General features: G+C 33.6%; 22 protein-coding genes, 3 pseudogenes and 1 riboswitch. Of the genes and pseudogenes, 22 read left to right on the top strand and 3 right to left on the bottom strand.

Annotated elements, in window-relative coordinates; all coding sequences use genetic code 11:
• Positions 1–168 precede the first annotated feature (168 nt).
• Positions 169–373, top strand: a riboswitch (cobalamin riboswitch).
• Positions 374–557: 184 nt separating this feature from the next.
• From LJ207_RS09330 to phoU, 19 genes and pseudogenes are all read left to right on the top strand, one after another.
• Positions 558–3,788 (top strand): ribonucleoside triphosphate reductase, encoded by a 3,231-nt coding sequence (locus LJ207_RS09330; RefSeq protein ID WP_229346226.1) that lies wholly within the window; start codon positions 558–560, stop codon positions 3,786–3,788.
• A complete protein-coding gene (locus LJ207_RS09325; protein ID WP_229346225.1) occupies positions 3,785–4,486 on the top strand; it encodes an anaerobic ribonucleoside-triphosphate reductase activating protein in 702 nt (233 codons plus the stop codon). The genes LJ207_RS09330 and LJ207_RS09325 overlap by 4 nt, the downstream gene beginning before the upstream one ends.
• Before the next feature lie 69 nt (positions 4,487–4,555).
• Positions 4,556–4,678 (top strand): annotated as a pseudogene (gene nrdD, locus LJ207_RS09320) (anaerobic ribonucleoside-triphosphate reductase); the annotation flags it as partial.
• 109 nt (positions 4,679–4,787) lie between these two features.
• Positions 4,788–4,988, top strand: coding sequence for a cold shock domain-containing protein (locus LJ207_RS09315; RefSeq protein ID WP_202943531.1), 201 nt, complete (start codon positions 4,788–4,790; stop codon positions 4,986–4,988).
• Positions 4,989–5,290: 302 nt separating this feature from the next.
• Positions 5,291–5,923 (top strand): nucleotidyltransferase family protein, encoded by a 633-nt coding sequence (locus LJ207_RS09310; protein WP_229346223.1) that lies wholly within the window; start codon positions 5,291–5,293, stop codon positions 5,921–5,923.
• Between the two features lie 26 nt (positions 5,924–5,949).
• On the top strand, positions 5,950–6,312 hold the full coding sequence (locus tag LJ207_RS09305; protein ID WP_229346222.1) for a winged helix-turn-helix domain-containing protein: 363 nt from the start codon (positions 5,950–5,952) through the stop codon (positions 6,310–6,312).
• Between the two features lie 79 nt (positions 6,313–6,391).
• Entirely contained in the window at positions 6,392–7,435 is a 1,044-nt protein-coding gene (locus LJ207_RS09300) for an ABC transporter substrate-binding protein (RefSeq protein WP_229346221.1), read from the top strand.
• 11 nt (positions 7,436–7,446) lie between these two features.
• Entirely contained in the window at positions 7,447–8,472 is a 1,026-nt protein-coding gene (locus tag LJ207_RS09295) for a FecCD family ABC transporter permease (RefSeq protein ID WP_229346220.1), read from the top strand.
• Complete coding sequence (locus LJ207_RS09290; RefSeq protein ID WP_229346219.1) at positions 8,472–9,251, top strand: ABC transporter ATP-binding protein; 780 nt, start codon at positions 8,472–8,474, stop codon at positions 9,249–9,251. Before LJ207_RS09295 ends, LJ207_RS09290 begins: the two co-directional genes overlap by 1 nt.
• 37 nt (positions 9,252–9,288) lie before the next feature.
• Entirely contained in the window at positions 9,289–10,065 is a 777-nt protein-coding gene (locus LJ207_RS09285) for an XdhC family protein (protein WP_229346218.1), read from the top strand.
• Entirely contained in the window at positions 10,065–10,376 is a 312-nt protein-coding gene (locus tag LJ207_RS09280) for an XdhC family protein (RefSeq protein WP_229346217.1), read from the top strand. The genes LJ207_RS09285 and LJ207_RS09280 overlap by 1 nt, the downstream gene beginning before the upstream one ends.
• A gap of 95 nt (positions 10,377–10,471) precedes the next feature.
• Positions 10,472–11,239, top strand: a complete 768-nt coding sequence (locus LJ207_RS09275; protein ID WP_229346216.1) for a gamma-glutamyl-gamma-aminobutyrate hydrolase family protein — start codon at positions 10,472–10,474, stop codon at positions 11,237–11,239.
• Positions 11,240–11,280: 41 nt separating this feature from the next.
• Positions 11,281–12,819, top strand: a complete 1,539-nt coding sequence (locus tag LJ207_RS09270; RefSeq protein ID WP_229346215.1) for an ABC transporter substrate-binding protein — start codon at positions 11,281–11,283, stop codon at positions 12,817–12,819.
• 107 nt (positions 12,820–12,926) lie between these two features.
• A complete protein-coding gene (locus tag LJ207_RS09265) occupies positions 12,927–13,865 on the top strand; it encodes an ABC transporter permease (protein WP_229346214.1) in 939 nt (312 codons plus the stop codon).
• Between the two features lie 22 nt (positions 13,866–13,887).
• Positions 13,888–14,919: an ABC transporter permease gene (locus LJ207_RS09260; RefSeq protein WP_229346213.1), complete on the top strand. Its 1,032-nt coding sequence runs from the start codon at positions 13,888–13,890 to the stop codon at positions 14,917–14,919.
• A gap of 51 nt (positions 14,920–14,970) precedes the next feature.
• Entirely contained in the window at positions 14,971–15,675 is a 705-nt protein-coding gene (locus LJ207_RS09255; protein ID WP_229346212.1) for an AzlC family ABC transporter permease, read from the top strand.
• A complete protein-coding gene (locus LJ207_RS09250; RefSeq protein ID WP_229346211.1) occupies positions 15,662–15,985 on the top strand; it encodes an AzlD domain-containing protein in 324 nt (107 codons plus the stop codon). Before LJ207_RS09255 ends, LJ207_RS09250 begins: the two co-directional genes overlap by 14 nt.
• Positions 15,986–16,012: 27 nt before the next feature.
• Positions 16,013–17,050: a threonine aldolase family protein gene (locus tag LJ207_RS09245; RefSeq protein ID WP_229346210.1), complete on the top strand. Its 1,038-nt coding sequence runs from the start codon at positions 16,013–16,015 to the stop codon at positions 17,048–17,050.
• 120 nt (positions 17,051–17,170) lie between these two features.
• On the top strand, positions 17,171–17,824 hold the full coding sequence (gene phoU, locus LJ207_RS09240; protein WP_229346209.1) for a phosphate signaling complex protein PhoU: 654 nt from the start codon (positions 17,171–17,173) through the stop codon (positions 17,822–17,824).
• Between the two features lie 116 nt (positions 17,825–17,940).
• Here the strand turns inward: phoU and LJ207_RS09235 are convergent.
• The 3 genes and pseudogenes from LJ207_RS09235 to LJ207_RS09230 all read right to left on the bottom strand — a co-directional run.
• Positions 17,941–18,195: pseudogene (locus tag LJ207_RS09235) on the bottom strand (AbgT family transporter); the annotation flags it as partial.
• Positions 18,196–18,207: 12 nt separating this feature from the next.
• Positions 18,208–18,315, bottom strand: a pseudogene (locus tag LJ207_RS12350) (hypothetical protein); the annotation flags it as partial.
• Positions 18,316–18,323: 8 nt separating this feature from the next.
• Positions 18,324–19,229 carry a P1 family peptidase gene (locus LJ207_RS09230; protein ID WP_229346208.1) on the bottom strand — a complete coding sequence of 302 codons (906 nt, stop codon included), beginning with the start codon at positions 19,227–19,229 and terminating at the stop codon, positions 18,324–18,326.
• Positions 19,230–19,346: 117 nt separating this feature from the next.
• Between LJ207_RS09230 and LJ207_RS09225 the strand changes: the two genes are divergently transcribed.
• The 3 genes from LJ207_RS09225 to larB all read left to right on the top strand — a co-directional run bounded on the left by LJ207_RS09225 (position 19,347) and on the right by larB (position 22,892).
• Positions 19,347–21,161 carry a YgiQ family radical SAM protein gene (locus LJ207_RS09225; RefSeq protein WP_229346207.1) on the top strand — a complete coding sequence of 605 codons (1,815 nt, stop codon included), beginning with the start codon at positions 19,347–19,349 and terminating at the stop codon, positions 21,159–21,161.
• 149 nt (positions 21,162–21,310) lie between these two features.
• Positions 21,311–22,129 carry an ATP-dependent sacrificial sulfur transferase LarE gene (gene larE / locus LJ207_RS09220; RefSeq protein ID WP_229346206.1) on the top strand — a complete coding sequence of 273 codons (819 nt, stop codon included), beginning with the start codon at positions 21,311–21,313 and terminating at the stop codon, positions 22,127–22,129.
• On the top strand, positions 22,122–22,892 hold the full coding sequence (gene larB, locus LJ207_RS09215) for a nickel pincer cofactor biosynthesis protein LarB (protein ID WP_229346205.1): 771 nt from the start codon (positions 22,122–22,124) through the stop codon (positions 22,890–22,892). Before larE ends, larB begins: the two co-directional genes overlap by 8 nt.
• Positions 22,893–22,913 lie beyond the last annotated feature (21 nt).

Genomic DNA, 22,913 nt, shown 5'->3' with positions numbered 1-22,913 from the left:
AGCAATAAAAGCATTAGCTTTTTAAAAAATATATAAGGGAGTCTTATCTCATTTCCAAAAGTTATTTGACACAATCTAAAAAAAATAAAATTTGCTTTTTGACTAAGAAATATTATAAGATATAGATAAGTTGAATGAAAATTTAGGAAATTAATAGTAAATTAAAATTTAATATTATTAAATATAGGTTGTAATGATTTTTTTAGCCTTAAATGCTGAAATTAATGATTACATTAAAATGGGAAAGAGGTTAAAGTCCTCTGCGGTCCCGCCGCCGTAAGGTTTAAGATAAGACTATTATCTCACTGGGAAACCGGGAAGAGAGTCTGCATTGCAAACCAAGCCGGAAGACCTGCCATATTTAATCACCATAAACTCACGGGATATGAGGGGGGTGAAAGTTAATCAAACTGAAATTTGATTTATAACTCCCTTGCGATATTTTTCGGAAGGGATTTCTTTTTGTTTTAAGCAGGAGATATAAATTCTGTCAAGAATAAGTAAATATTAACAAGTTTTGCAAAGATGTGTTATTTGATAAATAGGGGGATATTCGGATGGGCGTAAAATATGTCAAAAAAAGAAATGGCAAAAAAGTAGATTTTAATGCTGATAAAATCAAGACAGCAGTTATTAAGGCTGCTGAAGCTGTAGAAAGTAGTAATGATAAAATTGGAGATGAAATTTGTTCTGAGGTTATATCATATTTAAAAATATTTTTTAAAGATGGTGGGATAGTTGAAGTTGAACAAATTCAGGATCTTGTAGAAAAAGTCTTAATAGAAAAAGGCTATGCAGATGTTGCAAAAGCATACATACTATATAGAGAAAAGCACGCTAAACTTCGTGATACCAAAAAGCTATTTGCAGATGCAGTAAATATTATGGATAATTATTTAGATCGAAGTGACTGGAAGGTTAATGAAAACTCCAATATGAGTTATTCACTACAGGGTCTAAATAATTTTATTGCTTCAGAGGTAACTGGTCAGTACTGGCTGCAGCAAATTTATAATGATGAGGTAGCTAATTTACACAGCAGTGGTGATTTACATATTCATGATTTAGGTAATTTGAGTGTTTACTGCTGTGGCTGGGATTTAGAGGATCTCTTGAGAACTGGTTTTAGAGGGGTTCCTACCAAAGTTGAGAGTACTCCACCAAAACATTTAAAGACAGCCCTTGGTCAAATTGTTAATTTTTATTATACACTGCAGGGAGAAGCAGCAGGGGCAATGGCTTTTTCAAATTTTGATACTTATCTGGCACCATTTATAGCTTATGATAACCTTAATTACGAAGAAGTTAAACAAAGCATGCAGGAGTTTTTATTTAATATAAATGTTCCTACTAGGGTTGGGTTTCAGACTCCTTTTACAAATATCACTATGGATCTTAAAGTGCCAAATTATTTAAAAGAGCAGGCGGTAATTATCGGTGGAGAATATAAATCTAAAACATATGGAGAATTTCAAGAGGAAATGGATGAATTTAACCGCGCATTTGCTGAAGTTATGATGGAAGGTGATGCTAAAGGTAGAATGTTTTCCTTTCCAATCCCTACCTATAATATTACTGATGATTTTGAATGGGATAATCCTGTTCTTGATCCTGTCTGGGAGATGACTGCTAAATTCGGAATACCATATTTTTCTAATTTTATTAATTCAGATATGAATCCAGAAGATGCTCGCTCTATGTGCTGTCGGCTTCGCCTTGATAATGAAGAACTGCGCAAAAGAGGGGGAGGTTTGTTTGGGGCTAATCCTATGACAGGAAGTATAGGTGTAGTTACTTTAAACATGGCTAGAATTGGCTATTTAGCAGCTGATAAAGCAGAATTTATTCAGCGTGTTTATAAATTAATGGATGTTGCCAAAGAGAGCCTTGAAATTAAAAGAAAAGTACTGGAAAACCTTACTGATCAGGGGCTATATCCATATTCTAAATTTTATTTAAGAGATGTTAAAAAACGTTTTGATGAATACTGGAAAAACCATTTTAACACAATTGGCTTAAATGGCATGAATGAAGCTTTATTAAATTTTATGGATAAAGATATTGCTTCTAAAGAAGGACAAAAATTTGCTTTAGAAGTTATGGATGCAATGCGGGATAAATTACAGCAATATCAAGAAGAAACAGATAACTTATATAATTTAGAGGCAACTCCAGCAGAGGGAACAGCATATAGATTTGCTAGACTTGATAAAGAAAAGTACGGTGAGAACATTATTTCAGCCAATGAAGAGCGGGTAATTAATGAAGGTGCAGATCCTTATTATACTAACTCCACCCAACTGCCGGTAAATTTAACCGACGATATATTTACTGCTTTGGAATTACAGGATGAACTGCAGTCTAAATATACAGGTGGCTGTATTGAAAAAGGAAATAAAGTGCTAACTGATAAAGGCTTAATGAAAATTGAAGATATAGTTGAAAATTATGAACAGCTTAAACCCATCATGGCTTTAAGTTATAATTCTGATTTTGATAAAGCAGAATGGGATTTAATTACTGATGCAGTATCTATAGATGTCAGCAGACATCATAAAATTAGAATTAAAGCTGAAAAAGGTCTTGATATTACAACAAGTGATTGGCATCCATTTTTTGTTATGGAGCCAGTTGGAGAAGAAAAAATAGCTTTAGTAAATCCTAAATCTAAAAATGAGCTATTTGGGGAAAATATTGCTGGGGAAGTCTTTATACAGCGAAAAAATAAAGAGCAAAAATATAGGGTAATAGAAAAAAGAGCAGATCAACTAGAAAAGGGAGATTATATATTACAAAATCAGCATAACCTTTATCCAGATATATATTCTCAACTTAATAAAGATCTAATCTGGCTTTTAGGTTATTTTTATGATCAAGGTTTAATTAGCCTTTATAAAACTACTTCGCAAAATGAAGCTAAAAGTAGAGCAAATAAAGAGCAGGTAAATATATTTGCAGATGATAAAAAAACAATATTAAAAGTTGTAAAAATTATTGAAGAGTATTTTGAGGCAGATAGTAAAATCATAAGCCCCTGCAGAGAAAATGAAAAATATCAATTAATTAGCACAAATCAAGCCTTATCTAAATTTCTTTTTAACTATGGTTTTAATAAAGGGGAAAAAAGAGGAGATCAAAAGATTTCTCAAAAGATTAAAGAACAGCTAACTCAAAAGAATGTTTACAGCTTGCTTTTAGCTTTGATCGATAGCAGTGGAGAAGTAGATTCAATTAAGGGTAGTGCCGAATATAAAAGTTGTTCAGAAAAAATGATAGATGATATTTTAGAGATTTCTGCTATAGCTGGGGTAATGGTGCAAAAAAGAGCTGGTAAAGAAGAAAATCAAAAATATTATAGCATAGTATTCCCTAATTTCGATTTCATAGAGAGCAGAGCAAAAAATGAGGAACTAGTTAAGGAAAAGAGAAGACTTGCTCAAAAAATTAAACGCCAATTACCAGTTGTCATGGTAGAAGAAAGCACAAAAATAGAAGTTGAAGATAATCAATTTTATGATCTTACAACTCAATTGAACCATAATTATTTAGCAGGTAACAACACTTTAGTTTTCATTCATAATACTGTGATGCATGGTTTTTTAGGTGAAAAAATGCCATCAATAAAAAGCACCAAAAAATTAGTTAAAAGAATTGCAGAAAACTTTCAACTTCCCTATTATACAATAACACCAACTTTTAGCATCTGTCCTGTACATGGTTATTTAGCGGGGGAACATTATTACTGTCCCAAGTGTGAAGCAGAATCAGAATCTGAGCAGGAGGCTTGATCAAATTGAAATTGGCTGGCTTAAAGAAAACTTCACTGATTGATTATCCAAAGCTTATCTCGGCTGTTGTTTTCACAAGAGGTTGTAATTTTAGCTGTGGCTATTGTCATAACAGCCAGCTGATCGATAACAAAGCTGCTGAAGAAAATATGCCTGAAGATATTTTCTTTGATTTTTTATCTAAAAGGCAGCAGTTACTCGATGGGGTAGTAATAAGTGGAGGAGAGCCAACATTACAGCCTGATTTAAAAGATTTTATAAAAAGGATTAAGAGAGAGTATAATTTGAAAATCAAACTGGACAGTAATGGCAGCAATCAAAGTATTATTAAAGAATTAATCAAGGCTAATTTAATAGATTATCTGGCAGTTGATATTAAGCAGAGCTGGGATAATTATTCTAATTTAAGTTCAGAAGCAATAATTCCAGAGCTTAAAAAAACTTTTAGTCTAATTTTAAACTCTGAATTAGAATATGAATTTAGAACTACAGTAGTTCCTGGCTGGCATGATAAAAAAGAAATTGAAAAAATAGCTAAAACTATTCAGGGTGCAGATAGATATTATATTCAAAATTTCAAGGCGGTCAATACCTTAGACCCTGTCCTTAAAGAGAGGAGATCTTTTTCTCCGACTGAATTGCAAAGTTTTAAAGAAGCAGCGGAAAAGTATCTAAGAGTAGTTAAAATTAGAAATTAATATTGATTGGAAAACATTTAGATTTGACGTTACGTTCAAAATAAGAGGAGGCTAAAAATGGCTAAAAAACAAAAATGTGAGGTTTATTCAAGAGTTGTTGGTTATCTTTCACCTGTATCAGAGTGGAACAAGGGTAAAAAGGAAGAGTTCAAAGATCGTCAAACTTTTGAGAGTGTAGAAAAAGACAGCTAATATTTTTGCTTGAAATACAAATTTCCTTATGGTATAATTTCAACAATGGGTACAGTTTTATTTTAATTAACCCATATAGAATTAACATTAGGAGGAATAAATTAATATGATTTACACAGGAAAAGTAAAATGGTTTGACGCGAAAAAAGGTTATGGTTTTATTGAAAGAGAAGATGGCGATGATGTATTTGTACACTTCTCAGCTATTGAGGACGAAGGTTTCAAAACTCTAGAAGATGAACAAGAAGTAGAATTTGAAATCGTTGAAGGCGATCGTGGCCCACAAGCTGAAAACGTTGTAAAGTTATAGAGTATAAAACTGTATAAACTGACAACCTGCCCCGACTTTTGGTCGGGGCTTATTTAAATTAACCCCCTTTATAGGAGGTTTTTTTCTTTTTTTGCTTTAATTAATTTATTCTGTCCAAAAATATGATAAAATAGAAATATCCAAATATTTAATATTTTAAAGAATATAATTAAATTTGGCCAAAATTTAGGAGGCTATATTAGATTGACTTTGTCTGGCTGCCACCTGCAAATAAAGGGGCTGCTGGCAAATATGATGCTTATTTATAATAGGTTAAAAAGCAAGCTTAAAGGAGTATAATTATGTTAACAGCAGTAGTTTTAGCAGCAGGTCAAGCAGAAAGAATGGGGGAATTAAAGCAGCTATTAAGCTGGGAAGATAACAATACTATTTTAGGTAAGGTAATAGATAATCTTTTAGCTGCAGATATTATTGATGATCAGTTGAGGGTAGTTATAGGGGCAGAAAAAGAAAAAGTTCATGGATACTTGAATAATAAATATCAATCTAAACTTATTTCTGGTAAAATGAATTTAATAAATAATAATTTGTATAAAAAAGGACTTTTAACTTCTGTCAAAATTGCTTTAAAAGATCTTCCTGAAGCTACAGAAGCTATTTTATTTACTCTGGCTGATAAGCCCTTTATTAATGCGCAGATTTATAAAGAAATATATAATGAATTTCTAAATAAAAAACCTGCTATATTACTTCCTAAATATAAAGAGGTAAAAGGGCATCCGGTAATAATTAAAAGCTATTTATCACAAAAGATATTCAGCTTAGAAGGTAGAGGTGGATTAAGAAATCTCTTTCAAAAGATGCCGGAAAAAGTTTATAGTTATAACTGCAGACATCCAGAAATTTTAAAAGATATTGATTATAAAAAAGATTATAGCTATTATTTAGATAATGATTTTAAATTAAAGCCATGATTAAGATTAAAAGAAAGGAAGATTTTATGCAGCTTAATTACAAGCTTTGGCTAGAAGAAGAGCAGCGGCTTTTTGGAGATGGTCCCTGCCATATTTTAGAATTAGTTGATCAACTTGGATCTTTAAGACAGGCAGCTGCAGAAATAAATATGTCCTACAGTCAGGCCTGGAAGTTGATTAATAAACTGGAAAAGAGATTAGGTTTTAAACTGCTGAACAAAAAAATAGGTGGTAGTAGTGGAGGAGGCTCAGAACTAACTGAAAAAGGGCGTTTTTTAACAAAAAGATTTTCAGCTTTTAGAAAAGAAGCCCAAAGTTATTTAAAAAAATTAGAAGAAAAATATTTCAATCAGGACTTTCAGCAAAAATTAAAGGAAAATAAAGTTTAATTATCTTATTAATTGTTATATAATCTAATATAATATGAGCGTTATGTGAGGTTAAGCATAACGGAATGGGAGGTCAATCATGTTAAAAGGAATATCTAAACATAATAATTTAAGTAATTATATGAGTTTTTTTATTATATTAGCAATATCATTAATCATAATCTTTTCATTTACTTTTAGCGCAGCAGCGCAAAGAGAATTTACAGATATGATGGGCAGAAAAGTAATGCTTCCTGCTCAGGTTGAAAGGCTTGTAACAACTTATAAACCAGCAACACAATTTGTATTATCTTTACAGGCCGGAGAAAGATTGAAAGCTGTACCTATACAAACAGAAAACCAAAAATTATTTATGAAATTAAATCCTGAATTAGCTGAATTACCTCAAGTGGGCTCTAGAAGAAATGGAGTTAATATTGAGACAATTGCCTCAGTTAATCCAGACCTGGTAATTCTTTACCCACATCGAGATGCCATAGATACAGCTGAAATGCTTGAAAAACAGGGTATTCAATCTATAATAATAAATCCCGAAAGTCTTGATAAAATAAGGGAGACTACTAATTTACTAGCTGCTATTCTGGGTCAAGAAGAACAGGGCGAAAAAATTATTGAGGCTTATGATAGAATTGAGACTCTTACTGCTAAAAGTTCTCAAATAAAAGCAGAGCAAAAAAAGCAAGTTTATTTTGCTAATTCAGAACTGGGAAGTACAGTTGGGGCTGATATGATGCAGACTTCTCTAATAGAAAATGCTGGAGCGGTAAATCCTGCAGCAGCTTTAAAAAGTGGTTTTTTAAGTATTTCTGCTGAAAGACTTATTGAGTGGAATCCGGATTTAATTGTTGTTTCGCAATTTTTTAATGAAGATTTAGAAGAATTATCTGCAGAGCCAAGGTTTCAAGCTCTAAAAGCATTTAAAAATTCTGCAATTTATCGTTTTCCTTCTCAATTAGAACCATGGGATTTCCCCTCACCATCTTCATATATTGCTCAACTCTGGTTGGCGGTAAAAACTTATCCAGAAAAATATGAAGATCTTGATTATAAAGCTGAAGTAGAACGTTTTTATGAAAGTTTATATAATATTAGTTTCAGTGATTTAGGTGGAGAATTTGAATAAAGGAGCAATATATGAAAAAGAAAAGTTCCTCTCAAATTAAATTAACTTTGCTTTTTATAGCTTTGATATTTTTAATAATAATTTCACTTTTGCTAGGCAACTATCCAATTTCAATAAAGGAATTGAGAATTATTTTTATTCAGTTTTTGAGTGGGAGTAGAGCAGATTTAAATACTAATCCAGCCTGGTCTGTATTATATTATATCAGGCTTCCTAGAATATTAACCGTAGTTTTGGTTGGAGCTGCCTTATCTTTAAGTGGTTCAGCTTATCAAAATATTTTTAGAAATCCTCTGGTTTCTCCTGATATTTTAGGTGTCTCGGCTGGAGCAGGTTTAGGAGTTGCTTTGGGATTGCTTTATACAGAGGGATCGATTTTATATGTATATTTTTCTGCTTTTCTGCTGGGTATAGTGGCTGTTTTTTTAACTTATTTTTTGAGTAAAGTGAGCGGTAGGAATAATAGTATGTTTATGGTTTTAGCAGGAATTGTGGTGGCTTCACTTGCTAATGCTTTAATCTCTCTTTTAAAATATACTGCTGATCCTTTGGAAAAATTGCCTGGGATAGTTTTTTATTTAATGGGAGGATTTAGCCGAGTTTCCTGGCGAGAATTCTATTTAATTTTACCTATAATTATTTTGGGTGGTTTTGTACTTATCTTTTTGCGCTGGCAATTAAATATATTTTCCTTAGGAGAAAAACAGGCAGCTTCTTTAGGGGTGGATACTGAGAAAATAAAAATAATTGTAATTATTTTTTCTACGATGATGGTTTCAGCTGCAACTGCAGCAGCAGGTCAGGTTAGCTGGATTGGACTTGTTGTACCACATATAGCCAGATTTATAGTGGGGACAAAACATAAGTTTCTACTTCCCGCCTCAGCTTTAATTGGAGCTTTTTTGCTGCTGCTGATGGATAATCTGGCTCGAACTATAAGTGGAGCTGAAATTCCAATTAGTATTATTACTGCCTTAATTGGAGCTCCGTTTTTTGCTTATTTATTAATTTCAGGTCGAGAAAGTGGGTGGAGTTAATGTTAGAAATTGAAAAGCTTGATTTTTCTTATCAAAAAAAGAAAATATTAAAGAAAATAAATTTCAAAGCAAAAAAAGGTGAATTTATTTCTTTGTTGGGGGCAAATGGGTCTGGAAAAACAACCTTTTTGCATTGTATACAGGGTTTATTGCCTTTAAAAGAAGGGAAAATACTCATTGATGGAGAAAATATAATACAACTATCTAAAAAAGAGATTGCCCAAAAAATTTCAGTTGTTCCCCAGGAAAACAAAAATGTTTTTGCTTATGAGGTACTTGAAATGGTTGTTATGGGTGTTAATCCCTGGCTTGCTTTTACAGAACATCCATCTCCAGAAGACTATCAAAAAGCAGAAAAAATATTAGAAGATTTAGGTGTGGTAGATCTTAAAGGGAAAAATTTCAATCAGATTTCTGGTGGAGAAAGACAGCTTGTTTTAATAGCTCGTGCTTTAATGCAGCAGACAGATATTTTGCTTTTAGATGAGCCTAATTCACATCTTGATTTTAAAAATGTTCATTTAATGATGGAAATTATGAGAGACTTAAGTTTTAAAAATAAAACTGTAATTACAGCCCTTCATGACCCCAATTTAGCATATAAGTATTCTGATAGAGTTATTATTTTAAAAGAAGGGGAAATTTTAGCTTCTGGAGTGGTTGAAGAGGTAATGACAGCTGCAAATTTATCAGCAGCTTATGATTTGAAGATTCAAAAAGTAAAACCCAATTTTTCGCTTGAATTTAGACCAGCACATAAGTTTAAAAAGAAAGCATGATTATAATTTACTATTGCTAGGAAAGGAAGTGGAAATTATGGGAGATTTTTTTAAGAAAATGATTGAAGAATTAAAAGATTCAAAAAAACTTATTACTGCTGTTTTAACTGAAATTGATGGGGAAGAAATATCAGAAAATTTACTTGGTGAAATGTTTTTGTTTGATGATGAGGGGATAATCGAATTTTCTTCAGACCTTTTAGAAGAAGAATTGCAAAAATTCATGTTAGAAGAAGATATTAAAAGTCAGCTTTTAGCCCCTGTTGAAGCTAAAAAAACAGAAGCAGAACTAAAAGAGATTGAACTTGATAAAAATAATAATTTAGAATTTTTCTTGGAGCCGGTAGTAGATACTCCCAGGTTGATAGTTTTTGGTGCCGGACACATTGCTGAACCACTTGTTAAAATATGCAGTTTGCTTGATTTTAGTATTACTGTAGTAGATGATAGAGAAGATTTTTTGAATTTCGAAAGATTTCCAACTGCAGACCAACTCTTAGCTCTTGAATATCAAGAGTTTTTTGCAAATACTAAAATCAAAGAAAATGATTATCTGGTTATAATAACAAGAGGTCATCAATATGATTATCAGGTTTTGAAAAATGTTATTAAATCTAAAGCAAATTATATTGGGATGATAGGTAGTTCAAGGAAGATCAAAAAAGTCTATAACAAACTTCGTCAAGATGGATTTACTGAGGAAGATTTAGCAGAGGTAAAAGCACCAATAGGAATTGATATTGCCAGTGAAACACCTGCAGAAATTGCAGTAGCAATTGCAGCAGAAATAATTGCTCGCAGGAGGGGTAAATAGTGCGAAAACAGTTTTTAGAAAAAATAATTGAATTAAAGAAAAAAGATCTTAAACTGGCTCGAGCATTTATAATTAAAGCAAAAAGTTCTTCACCCCGTAATGTTGGTACTGAGATGTTGATTACAGAAAATGGAGATACCTTTGGTACAATTGGTGGAGGTGCTGACGAAAAAACAATCAGAGAAAAAGCAGTTTATTTGATAAAAGAACAAAGATCAGAAAAAATAAAGTTATCTTTAACCCGTCAAGAAGCTGCAGATATTGGTTGGGTATGTGGAGGAGAAATAGAGGTATTTATACAAATAATTTAATGTTGACAAAAATACTATTGATTGGTATAATTTCTGGTAATAGCTTAAATTTTAATTTAAGCTATTACCATATTTTTATATATTGGAGGCTGACTATGTATCCTAAAATATTAGTTGCAGCATATAAAATCCCGGCAGAAGTAATGGGGGACAAATATGATTTAAGTGGTTTAGAATTTTCTTTACTTACCCAGGATTATTCAGAAGCATTGAGTAGAGTTGGTGCTTTACCATTAATTTTTCCTTATTTGGAATCAAAAAAAGATGATGAAGAATATATTAAAAAAGTTTTAAATGAAGTGGATGGGGTTGTACTTCCTGGAGGAAGTGATATTGATCCTGCTCTTTATGATTCTTACCCCCAAAAAAATTTGGGCAAGATTTCTCCTGAGCGTGATCGCTGGGAGTTAAAAATACTGAGACTGGCAATGGAAGCAAAAAAACCTATTTTAGGTGTTTGTCGTGGTTTTCAGTTAATAAATATTTACTATGGAGGTTCTCTTAAAGTAGATGTTTGTGGAAATAATGTAGAAAGCAAGATTCCTCATATGGCTTTAATGGTTCCTAAATATTACAAAACCCACAAATTAAAAATTAAGAGTGGAAGTAGGTTAGCAGAGATTTTTGGCAAAGAGGATATTGCTGTAAACAGTTATCATCATCAGGCAGTAAAAGAAGTTGGCCAGGGTTTAATTGTATCTGGAGTTGCACCTGATGGAGTTGTAGAAGCTGTTGAAGATCCCAATTACCCCTATTTATTAGGAGTTCAGTGGCATCCAGAAATGATGGCAGCTCAGGAAGAAGAGCAGCTCAAGATTTTCAAAAATTTTGTTGATTTTGTAGCTGATTATAATAATCAGTAGCTGTAAATAGATTATTTTAAAAAAGAACAGGAGGAAGTAGTATGCAAAATAAGTTAGTTATATTTTTATTAACAGCAGTACTTTTGATTTCTGCTTTTAGCGCTGTTCAAGCAGCAAATCATGAACGTTTTGTAATGGGAATTGAAGATGAGGTTAGTGATCTTGATCCGGGAAATACCATTATTTCTGTTAACGAGAGAGTTGCTTCTCTGATTTTTGATGGTTTAGTTCAATATGGGGAAGACAACAGAATAGTTCCCGGTATTGCCCATGACTGGACTATTTCAGAAGATGGTTTAGAATATGTTTTTGAGTTAAGAGAAGGTGTATTATTTCATAATGGAGAAGAGCTAACTGCAGAAGATGTAGTTTTTAGTTATGAGCGTATCTTAGATCCTGATTTTGGTTCAGGTCTAAAAGCTAAGATTGAGGCAGTAGAAAGTGTAGAAGCTCTTGATGATTATACAGTTAAATTCACTTTAAGTGAGCCCTATGCTCCCCTTATTTTAGGGATGACCTTTGGTATTGCTTCTAAATCTTATGCAGAAGAGGTTGGTGAAGAAAATCTAGGTCGTAATCCAATGGGAGCAGGACCTTTCAAAATGGAAGAATGGGATGCTGGAAATAGAATTGTTTTATCTGCGTTTGAAGATTACTGGAGAACAGAAGCTAATTTAAAAGAAGTTATAATTAGATCTATTCCTGAATCATCAACTCAAGCTATGGAATTGCGTAGTGGTGGAATTGACTTTGGAGTAAACTTAGATGTTGGTCAGTTAGAAACTTTTGCTGAAGATGAAGACTTCCAGGTTAAATCTGCTGCAGGAGCTGGCATTAATTTTGCAGGATTTAACTTTGAAATGGAGCCTTATAATAACAGAGAATTTAGAGAAGCAGTAATTCAAGCTGTTCCTTTTGACCAAATGATTCCACAAATTTTTGGTTTATTAGGAGACAGAGCTTATTCTATGTTACCTCCAACTCTCTGGCCAGATGATAGTGAATATCTAGCTGCCAATTTACCCCAATTTGATCCTGAAGCTGCTAGTGCTACTTTTGATAGATTAAAAGCAGAAGGAGTTATAGAAAATAATTTCGTGGCTGAGGTATTTGTATCTAATAGTAGGCCAGATCAGGTTAAAGTAGCTGAAGCCATGGTTACAGCTTTAAACCAAGCCGGTTTAAGAGCAGAAGTAAATGCTATGGAATTTGGTACAATGTGGGATATGCTGGGTAGAGGAGAAATAGGTTTATTTTTCTTAAGATTTGTATCTGACCCAGATCCAGATTACTGGCTATATAGATTCTTTAAATCTGATGGTGCTCTCAATAGAGCTTTTTATGAAGATCAGGAAGTTGATCAATGGTTAGATGCAGCTCGGGTTACTTCGATACAGGAAGAAAGAGAAGAACTATATACAAATGTTTTAAGAAAAGTATTAACCGAAGATATAGTTTTCTACCCAATGGCACATTCAACCCAAATATATGTTATGCAGGATAATGTAGTTGGACTTGAACCTGGAAATTCTCTGTTGATTCCACTTGTAACTCCAACTGCTAATGTATATAAAGAATAGTTCTCAGAGTTAAAAATTTAATAAGAGTAAATTTAAGCTAAAATATACAGTATGCAGGTAGAGTTCAAAGCTATCTGCATACTCTTTTTTAGAAAGAGGTGAATTTATTGTTTGGCTATATGTTAAAAAGGATGCTCTGGCTGATACCTGTTTTGATAGGTGTTTCTTTAATTTTATTTATAATTATGGAGCTTGTTCCTGGAGATCCGGCTACGATTATGCTTGGGACTAATGTTACACCGGAAGCAGTTGAAGCCTTAAATGAGAAATTTGGGTTTGATGAGCCCTTTCATGTTCGCTATCTACTGATGCTGCGAAATTTTTTAACCGGTGAGTTGAATTCTATTTATTATAATGATCAGGTTATAAGTATTGTTGGCAGAAGGCTGACAGCAACTATAGAGTTGGGATTATTATCTCTAATTATTGCTGTGCTGGTGGCAATACCAACCGGAGTTATTGCAGCTGTCAAGAAAAATTCTATTTTTGATTTCATAAGTATGCTTTTTGCAACAATAGGTATTTCTGTTCCTGCATTTTTTACTGGAATTATTTTTATTTATCTTTTTTCAGTACGCTTGAGAATTTTCCCTTCTTCAGGTTATGGAGGCCCTTTTTATACTGCAGCTGGGATGAGACATTTAATTTTACCTGCTTTAGCATTGAGTACAGTAATGATCGCCAGTACCAGTAGATTAACAAGGTCATCAATGTTGGATGTTATGAAAGAGGATTATTTGCTAACAGCTCGTTCTAAAGGTCTTAAAGAAAAAGTTATTATTTTAAAACATGCTTTTCGTAATGCTCTTATTCCTGTATTAACAAATATCGGCAATCAGCTGGCAATGATGTTTGGGGGAGCTATATTAATAGAATCTGTTTTTGCCTGGCCTGGTGTTGGTCGTTTGGCAGTTAGAGCAGTTGAGTATAGAGATCAACCACTGGTCTTTGGTTCTATATTGATATTATCGGCTTTATTTGTAATAAGCAATCTTGTTATTGATTTACTTTATGTTCTTATTAATCCAAGAATCAGTTATGATTAGCGGTAGAATTGAGGTGTGAAACTTGAAGAAAAAAGCAATATTTATTATACTGTTAATAATTCAATTATATGTTAATTATAAAAACTGGTTTTTAAAAGGCCAGATTTGGGATAGTTTAGAAGTACGAGCAGCAACAGTATTTTCTGTCTTTATAACAGGTATTTTGTTACTATTAATTTTCAAGAAAAATCTTTTTAGTTCTTTAAAAGAAAATGATTTATTTTTAAAAACCTGGCGTGAATTTAATAAAAATCTGGGTGGGAAACTGGCAGTTGTTATGCTTCTGATGATTTTTTATGCTGCTTTTATGGCACCTTTTATTGCCCCTTATTCACCAACTGCTATTGATTACAGTAATATGACTTACTCACCACCATCACTTGAAAACTGGTTTGGGACTGATGATTTTGGTCGGGATATATTTTCAAGAGTTTTGTATGGGGCTAGAATAGCTTTAGGAATAGGTTTTGCTGCTGTATTAGTAAATGCAACCCTGGGAGTTACACTTGGTTTATTAGCTGGCTATTATGGTGGTAAAGCTGATATGATTATTATGAGAATTATAGAGATCTGGAATTCTATTCCCTTTATTTTATTAGCCTTAGCAATTATTTCTGCTTTGGGAAGGGGAATGGTTAATTTAATTATTGCTGTAGGGGTAACAGGTTTAATTAATTTTTCACGTTTAACAAGGTCGATAGTTCTGCAGATAAAAGAAAAAGAGTATGTAGAAGCTGCAAGAGCTTTAGGCTCAAGTGATAGAAGAATTTTAATAAAACATGTTTTGCCGAATTCTATTTCTTCTCTGATCGTTTTGGCTACCCTTAGAATAGGAATCTCAATTTTGATAGTAGCTGGTCTAAGTTTTCTTGGTTTAGGTATCCAGCCCCCGACTTCAGCCTGGGGGACAATGTTAAATAGAGGTCAGGAATATTTGGTTCAGGCTCCCTGGATGTCTATCTTTCCTGGTTTAGCAATAGTTATTACAGTTTTAAGTTTTAATCTTTTAGGAGATGCACTTAGAGATGCACTTGATCCACGTCAGTTGGAGTAAATTTGCTTTATTAGTTTAGATTTAAATTGTTTAGAGAGGAAGATTTATTTGATGAAGAACAGAAATATTAGAGGGGATTCTGCAGTATATGCTTTTAAAAATGGGGTTAAAGCTGCTGTACCAATAATTTTAGGCTATTTACCAATTGGGATTGCATTTGGAATGTTGGCTGTTAATAATGGGCTTACAGCGCTTCAGACTACAGCCATGTCAATCTTTGTTTTTGCCGGTTCATCTCAGTTAGTTTCAATAGAAATGATAGCATCAGGAGCAGCTGTTACTGCAATTATTGCTATGACTTTTTTGGTTAATATGAGACATTTACTACTTTCTGCGTCTCTTAGTCTTCATCTAAGAGACCTACCACTATATTACTATCCTTTTTTAGGATTTTTAATTACTGATGAGTCTTTTGCAGTTGCGATGACAAAACTAAAAAATGTTAAAAATACTCAGGGATACTTTTTGGGCCTTGGTTTAACTGCCTATTTAGGCTGGGTTTTTAGTTCAGCTATTGGTGCTTATTTAACAGCACTTATTCCTTTTACTGATGCCGGGCTATTAGATTTTGTCTTACCGGCGATGTTCATAGTTCTGCTTGTAATGCAGATTAGTGATAAAATTGAAATCACTGTTGCTTTGTTGGCCGGATTTTTATCTCTGTTTTTTGCATTGACTATTGAAGGCAGTTGGAATATAATTTTAGCTACAGTGACAGCAGCATTTTTGGGGGTATACTTAGATGGAAGCAGATAAATACATATTTATGATTACAGGAATGCTGATTGTTACATTTTTACCCCGCTTTTTACCTTTAATGCTTTTAGGGAAAAAAGAATTACCCCAAAAAGTAATCAGTTGGCTTAGTTATATACCAGCCGCTGTTCTTTCTGCTCTGCTGGCTCCTTCAATTTTAATGGATGGAGGAAGACTCTACCTTTCCTTAGATAATATAGCTCTATTAGCTTTTTTCCCAACTCTTTTAACAGCTTATAAAACAAAAAATATATTTTTGACCGTAAGTGGTGGTTTGATTTTTTATCTTCTTTTAGAGATGATTTTATAACAAATTAATTAAAAATGGGGGATCATGATGGAAATAAAAGTAGACTTATTTAGTGATACAGGAACCAGACCTTCTCAGGATATGAGAAGATTTATGGCAGAGGCAGAAGTGGGGGATGAACAGCTTGGGGAAGATCCAAGTGTTAATAGGCTTTGTAGGATGGCAGCAGAAATGATGGGTAAAGATGAAGCAATATATCTTCCTTCTGGTTTAATGGCAAATCAGATTTCTTATGCAGTGCATACAAAAGCGGGTGATGAAATAATCATGGATCAAACCGCTCATCCAATTCATTATGAAGCAGGAGCTGTTGCTGTTATTTCAGGTGCCTCCATAAAAGCTTTAGCTGGAGAAGGTGGTATTTTCACTGCAGATGATTTAAAAGCAGCAATTAGAGGCTATGACTATCACAGTCCTCAAACTAGAGTGGTTTCTATTGAACAAACTACAAATCTTGGTGGGGGAAGGATTTGGCCTTTAGAAAGAATTGCAGAAATCGCCAAAATAGCAGCTGATAATGGTTTAAAAATGCACATGGATGGAGCGAGAATGCTTAATGCAGCAATTGCAGCAGGGGTTGAGCCCTTAGATTATGGTCAATATTTTGATTCCATCTGGTTGGATTTAAGCAAAGGTCTTGGTGCACCAGTTGGTTCAGTTCTGGCTGGATCTGCTGAATTTATTGAAAAAGCACGCTTTTGGAAACAGAGACTTGGTGGTGCAATGAGACAGGCAGGTATTATTGCTGCTGGAGGAATTTTTGCTTTAGAACATAATGTAAGCAGACTAAAAGAAGATCATGAGCATGCAAAAATGCTGGCTAAAACTATTGATGCTCAACCAGGCCTAGAAATTGATCCAGATACAGTTGAAACTAATATAGTACTATTTTCTGTTAAGGATAATAAAACTGAGCTTTTTGCTGATGAGCTGCTTAAAGAGGGGATCAGGGTCAGCAGGTTAAATGGCAAATTAAGAGCAGTAACCCATCTTGATGTCAATAGAGATGATATTCGTTTTGCTGTGAAAAATATTGAAAAAATAGCCAATCAGATTTTTGGCTGATCAAATTAGAAAAATTATATTTAAAAAAAGGCAGGATTTTAGCAAGATGTCAAGAATATTTAAGTATGACTTCAATTAAAAAAATTTAATTTAAATTTAAAAGAGGAGAGTGATAGTCCAATGGAGCAGGTGTATGCACAAAAGCGTGAACAGCTTCTAAATGATCTCAGTGATATGAGTGAGGTAGCAGATGACATGTTGCAAAAAGTTATTAAAGCTCTAGAAAATATGGATGTAGAAACAGCGAAAGATATAATTAATCGAGATGATGTTTTAGATAATTATAAAATCACTATTGAGGAAGAAGTATCACGCTTATTAACCCTGGACCAACCTACTGCAGCCGATACCTGGTTTTGTATTTCTTTGGTAAAAATCGCTGGAGATTTAGAAAGAGTAGGAGATCATGCTACAAATATAGCAGAGATTATGCTTGAATTAAAACATGATGGTATTTCAAAGCCTATGGTTATGATTCCTGAGTTAGCAGATATTGTAACAGAAATGCTTGATGTTGTTCTAGAATCTTTTACAACCAGAAATGTTGATCTTGCAGAAGCAGCCTGTCGTAGAGATGAACAAGCTGATAATTTATATGAGGAAATCTATTCTCGGGGGATAAAAGTCTTGGGCAAAAAAGATCAGAAAAAGAATATTCAAGAGATAGTTAAAAATCTTAATCTGGCCAAATCTTTAGAAAGAGTAGGAGATCATGCCACAAATATTGGTGAAGAAACCATCTTTATTGCTACCGGAAAAAGGGTTAAATATTAAATTATTAAAGATAATAATTTTTAAGTTTAATTTTTAAATTTAAATAATAATAGATTAGCAAAGGTCCGGCAGCTGCCGGACCTTTAATATTAGAAATTATATTAACTTAGATAAATTTAATAAAATAAAATTCCACCGGGACCAATTGGTAGATTAAAGACAAACCAAACAATTAACAAGAGGGTCCAGCCAATCATAAAGGCAATAGAATATGGTACCATTGTCGAAATTAAGGTACCTATACCTATGTCATCATCATATTTTTTTGCAAAGGCGATAATTATTGCAAAATAAGGCATTAATGGTGTTATAATATTTGTCGTTGAATCCCCAATTCTGTATGCCATTTGAGCAAACTCTGGTGAATAACCAGCATCAGAAGCTATATTTGACATAATCCCTGCAAATATTACTGCAGCTGTTATATATTTATCCGGAGCTCCTAAGACTAATTTTCTTAATAAAGCTGAAATAAGGCCATATTTTTCTATAAAAATATTTAACCAGCAGCAGAAACTATAGCTTTTCTAACAACTTCAGCAGCTGTAATACCTATTTGATTTATATCAGCCTCAACTTTATTAGTAGCCAGAGTAAATACTGCATCTCCATCTAACATTGTATGGACAGCATTAAGGCTTCTTGAAAGCCCACTATGACTCATCATTGAAACTCTATTGGCTTGATTTTTATTTAAAATGGCATTTGTGGCAACAACTACCAGGGTAGTATTTTCTCTCTTAAAGCCAAGTTTTAGCTGAGGATTATTAAGCAAATATTTCTGGCTGTCAATAAACTCTCCTTTTTTATTTTTGGCTCCTGCTAAAATATTATTTTTATGATCTTTAATATCAAAAAAAGCATTAACAACTGCTAAAGCAGCGACAATTAAAGGGCCATTTTTATGGGCGGCATGCCCTAAAACAGTTTTGCTGGCCAGGTCCATGCCATTTATTTTACCACACACTGCCCCCGCTGCTGCACCGAGACTGGAAGATTGTAAAGCCTTGGAATTAGCATTTTTACAGGCCTGATAAGCCAAAGCTTGGTCTGGTTTTTGAGCTGATATGTATTCTAGATCATAAATTGCAGCAGCCGGCACTATAGGTACTACCCCAGCTCCTGTTTTAAAACCAATTTTTTGCTCTGAGAGGTACTTCATTACACCTCCAGCTGCATCAAGCCCAAAAGCACTTCCACCTGTTAGAAAAACGGCATTTGCTTTATCAACCACCGCTTCAGAACTAATTAAAGCAATTTCACGGGTAGCTGGAGCCCCTCCTCTAATTTCTGCACCAATTGTTAATCCCGTTTCAGATAAAATTACTGTACAGCCGGTTCCGGCTTCTTTTAACTCAGCATTGCCCACTTTAATACCTTTAATAGCTGTTAAATCATTATTCATTTTGACCACCTCACTATAAGTATATCATTATTATTTTGAATTAAAAGAGCCTGGCTGCTATAATTAAATAAGCGAGAATTAATTTAGAAAATGAGTTAAGATAAGAGGAGATAATTTATGCCTGAAATAAATAGAGATAGATTTATGGTTATATCTAAAGAAGATATGTTAGCAAGGGATTGGGAACAATTAGATTTTATTATTGTTAGTGGTGATGCATATATTGATCATCCATCTTTTGGAACAGCAGTTATCGCTAGAGTGTTAGAAGATGCTGGCTTTAAGGTTGGTATAATTGCTCAACCTGACTGGCGAGAACTTAAAGATTTCAAAAAGCTGGGTAAACCCCGCTATGCTTTTTTAGTTACAGCAGGAAATATGGATTCAATGGTTAATCATTTTTCGGTTAATAAACACAGGCGCAGTTATGACAACTATTCTCCAGGTGGGCAAAGCAATCTCAGACCAGATAGAGCAACAATTGTTTATTCTAATAAGTTGAGAGAAGCTTATGGAGATATAGCAATTATCATTGGTGGTATAGAAGCTAGTTTAAGACGTTTTGCTTATTATGATTACTGGGATGATAGTGTGAGGCGTTCAATTTTATTTGACAGTAGAGCAGATTTATTGGTTTATGGAATGGGAGAAAGTCAAATCTTAAAGATTGCTGAAAATCTTGAGGCAGGGATTGCTATCAAATATGTTAATTATCTGCCTGGGACTGCTTATATTGCTTCTGATTTAGAAAATTTGGCTGATTACCAACTACTACCTTCTTATTCAGAGCTTAGAAAAAGTAAAAAGCAGTATGCATATGCATATAAATTAGAATATTTAGAACAGGATCCTATCAGGGGCAAAATTCTTGTTCAGGCTCATAAGAATAGATATTTAGTCCAAAATCCACCGGTAAAACCGCTAAGTCAGGAAAAATTAGACCATGTTTATTCATTACCTTATCAGCGAGATTACCATCCGATTTACGAAAAAGCTGGTGGAGTACCAGCTATCAAAGAAGTTAAGTTTAGTTTAATTAGCTCTAGAGGTTGTTTTGGTGCCTGCTCTTTTTGTGCAATCACCTTTCATCAGGGTAAAATGATGACCGCAAGATCAAAAGAATCACTTTTGGCAGAAGCAAAGAAAATAATTGCAATGGATGATTTTAAAGGCTATATTCATGATGTGGGAGGTCCTACAGCAAATTTTAGACAGCCATCATGTAGTAAACAGCTTTCCCAGGGTTTATGTAAAAATAAAGAGTGTATTTTTCCTGAAGCCTGTAGTCAATTAGAGGTTGATCACAGTGAATATTTTGATATTTTAAGGGCAATTAGAGAGCTGCCGGGAGTAAAAAAAGTTTTTGTCCGTTCTGGAATTCGCTATGATTATCTCTTAGAAGATGATTCAAGCCAAGCTTATCTTAAGGAATTAGCTCAAAACCATGTTAGTGGGCAATTAAAGGTTGCTCCAGAACATGTTTCAGAGCGAGTTTTAAAATATATGGGTAAACCTTCAATAGATGTTTTTGATGAGTTTAGAAATGAATTTTATCAGATTAATAGAGAAATTGATAAGGAACAATACCTGATTCCCTATTTTATTTCAAGCCATCCTGGCTCTACTCTTGAAGATGCAGTAGAATTGGCCGAATATTTGAGAGATATAGATCATCATCCAGAACAGGTACAGGACTTTTATCCAACTCCAGGTACGAAATCTACAGCGATGTATTACAGCGGCTATGATCCAGAAAGTATGGAAGAGGTTTATACAGCTAAATCTTCTCAAGCTAAAAAAATGCAGAGAGCACTGCTGCAGTATCATAAAAAAAGCAATTATAAACTAGTTAGAAAAGCTCTTAAAATGGCAGGCCGGAGAGATTTGATTGGCTATCACAAAAAAGCGCTTGTACCTCCTGTTAATAAATAACTTAATTGCAAATATATTAGATTAATATGAGAAAATTATGAAACTTTTATATTGTAAATAGCAGGACTTTAGTTGGGATTAAAGAATATATTTAACTAAGTGAATATAAAACTTCTTTTAAAAATTATTAAATTACTAGGGGTGGTAGCTTGAGCACTGTTACTAAAGAAGATAAATACAAGCTTTTAATTAATAAATTAAAGAAATTATCACCATTTGTGCTGGCATTTTCTGGAGGTGTTGACAGTACTTTTCTTACGGCAGCAGCATTAGATGCTGAGGTAGAATTTGAAGCGGTTACTGTTAACACACCCTTTGTAGCAGATAGAGAAATTAATGAGGTAGAAAAACTGGTAAAAAAGCTTCAATTTGAGCATAAAGAGATAGAGGTTGAGCTTGCTGAATTAAAAACGGCGCTTGATAATACAGCTGAGCGCTGCTATTTTTGCAAAGAGAGTATATTTTCAAAAATAATAGATTATGCTGGAGATAGAGAAGTAATTGAAGGCTCTAACTTAGATGACACTGGTGATTACAGACCCGGTAGAAAAGCATTAAAAGAACTGCAGGTCAAAAGCCCTCTCTTAGAGGTTGGTTTAACAAAAAAGGAGATTAGAGAGCTGTCTAAAAAAATGAAACTGCCAACCTGGAATAAAGCAACTTTATCCTGTCTGGCAACTCGTATTTCTTATAATGATCCAATTACCGCTCAAAAATTAGAAAAGATCGATTTAGCAGAAGAGCTAATGAGAAAAAATGGTTTTGAGCAATTTAGAGTTAGGGATCATAATAATCTGGCCCGCATAGAAATTGCTCCGCAGGAAAGAAGTAAAATCTTAGACTTGAATTTAATGGACAAAATCCATTCTAAATTAATAAAGTTGGGTTTTAAATATGTTACCCTTGATTTATCAGCTTATGAAAGCGGCAGTATGAATAAAGAAATATTGGAGGGAGAAAATGAATAAAGAATTTTTAAAAGAAATATTAAAAAAAGTTAAAAGTGGAGAAATTGAAGTTGATAAAGCTGCGGATTCTTTAAAAGATTTACCATATAAAGATCTGGGCTATGCTAGAGTAGATCATCACCGCAGTATTAGAAATGGATTTCCAGAAGTTATTTATTGTGAAGGTAAATCACTAGATGAAATTGAAGGAATTGTAGCAGAAATGCTTAAACATAATAATAATATTTTGGCCAGCAGAGCTACAAAAGAGGTTTATCAAAGAATTAAAGAAATTGCTCCAGATGCTGTTTATCATGAACGTCCTAAAATGGTTTTTATAGAGAAAAATAAATTGCAAAAAACAAAAGCTAAAATCTTAGTTGTAAGTGGTGGAACCTCTGATATGCCGGTAGCAGAAGAAGCAGTTGTTACTGCAAAAGCTCTGGGAACCCAGGTAGATAGTCTTTATGATGTTGGTGTTGCAGGTTTGCATCGCCTTTTAGGAAGTCTGGAAAAACTAGATGAAGCAGATGTGATCATAGTTGTAGCTGGGATGGAAGGAGCTTTAGCCAGTGTTGTAGGGGGTTTGGTAGATAAACCTGTAATTGCAGTCCCCACCAGTGTAGGTTATGGGGCAAATTTTGGTGGCTTATCTTCACTATTAACAATGATTAATAGCTGTGCTAGTGGAGTAGGGGTTGTTAATATAGATAATGGTTTTGGAGCTGCTTATCTGGCCAGTACTATTATCTTACAAATAGAAAAAGCAAGAAGGGAAGGATAAGCTGTGGAAAAAATCATATAT

The sequence above is a fragment of the Halanaerobium polyolivorans genome (assembly GCF_020711195.1).
Taxonomy (GTDB): domain Bacteria; phylum Bacillota; class Halanaerobiia; order Halanaerobiales; family Halanaerobiaceae; genus Halanaerobium; species Halanaerobium polyolivorans.
This window is presented reverse-complemented; position numbering and strand designations above follow the sequence as displayed.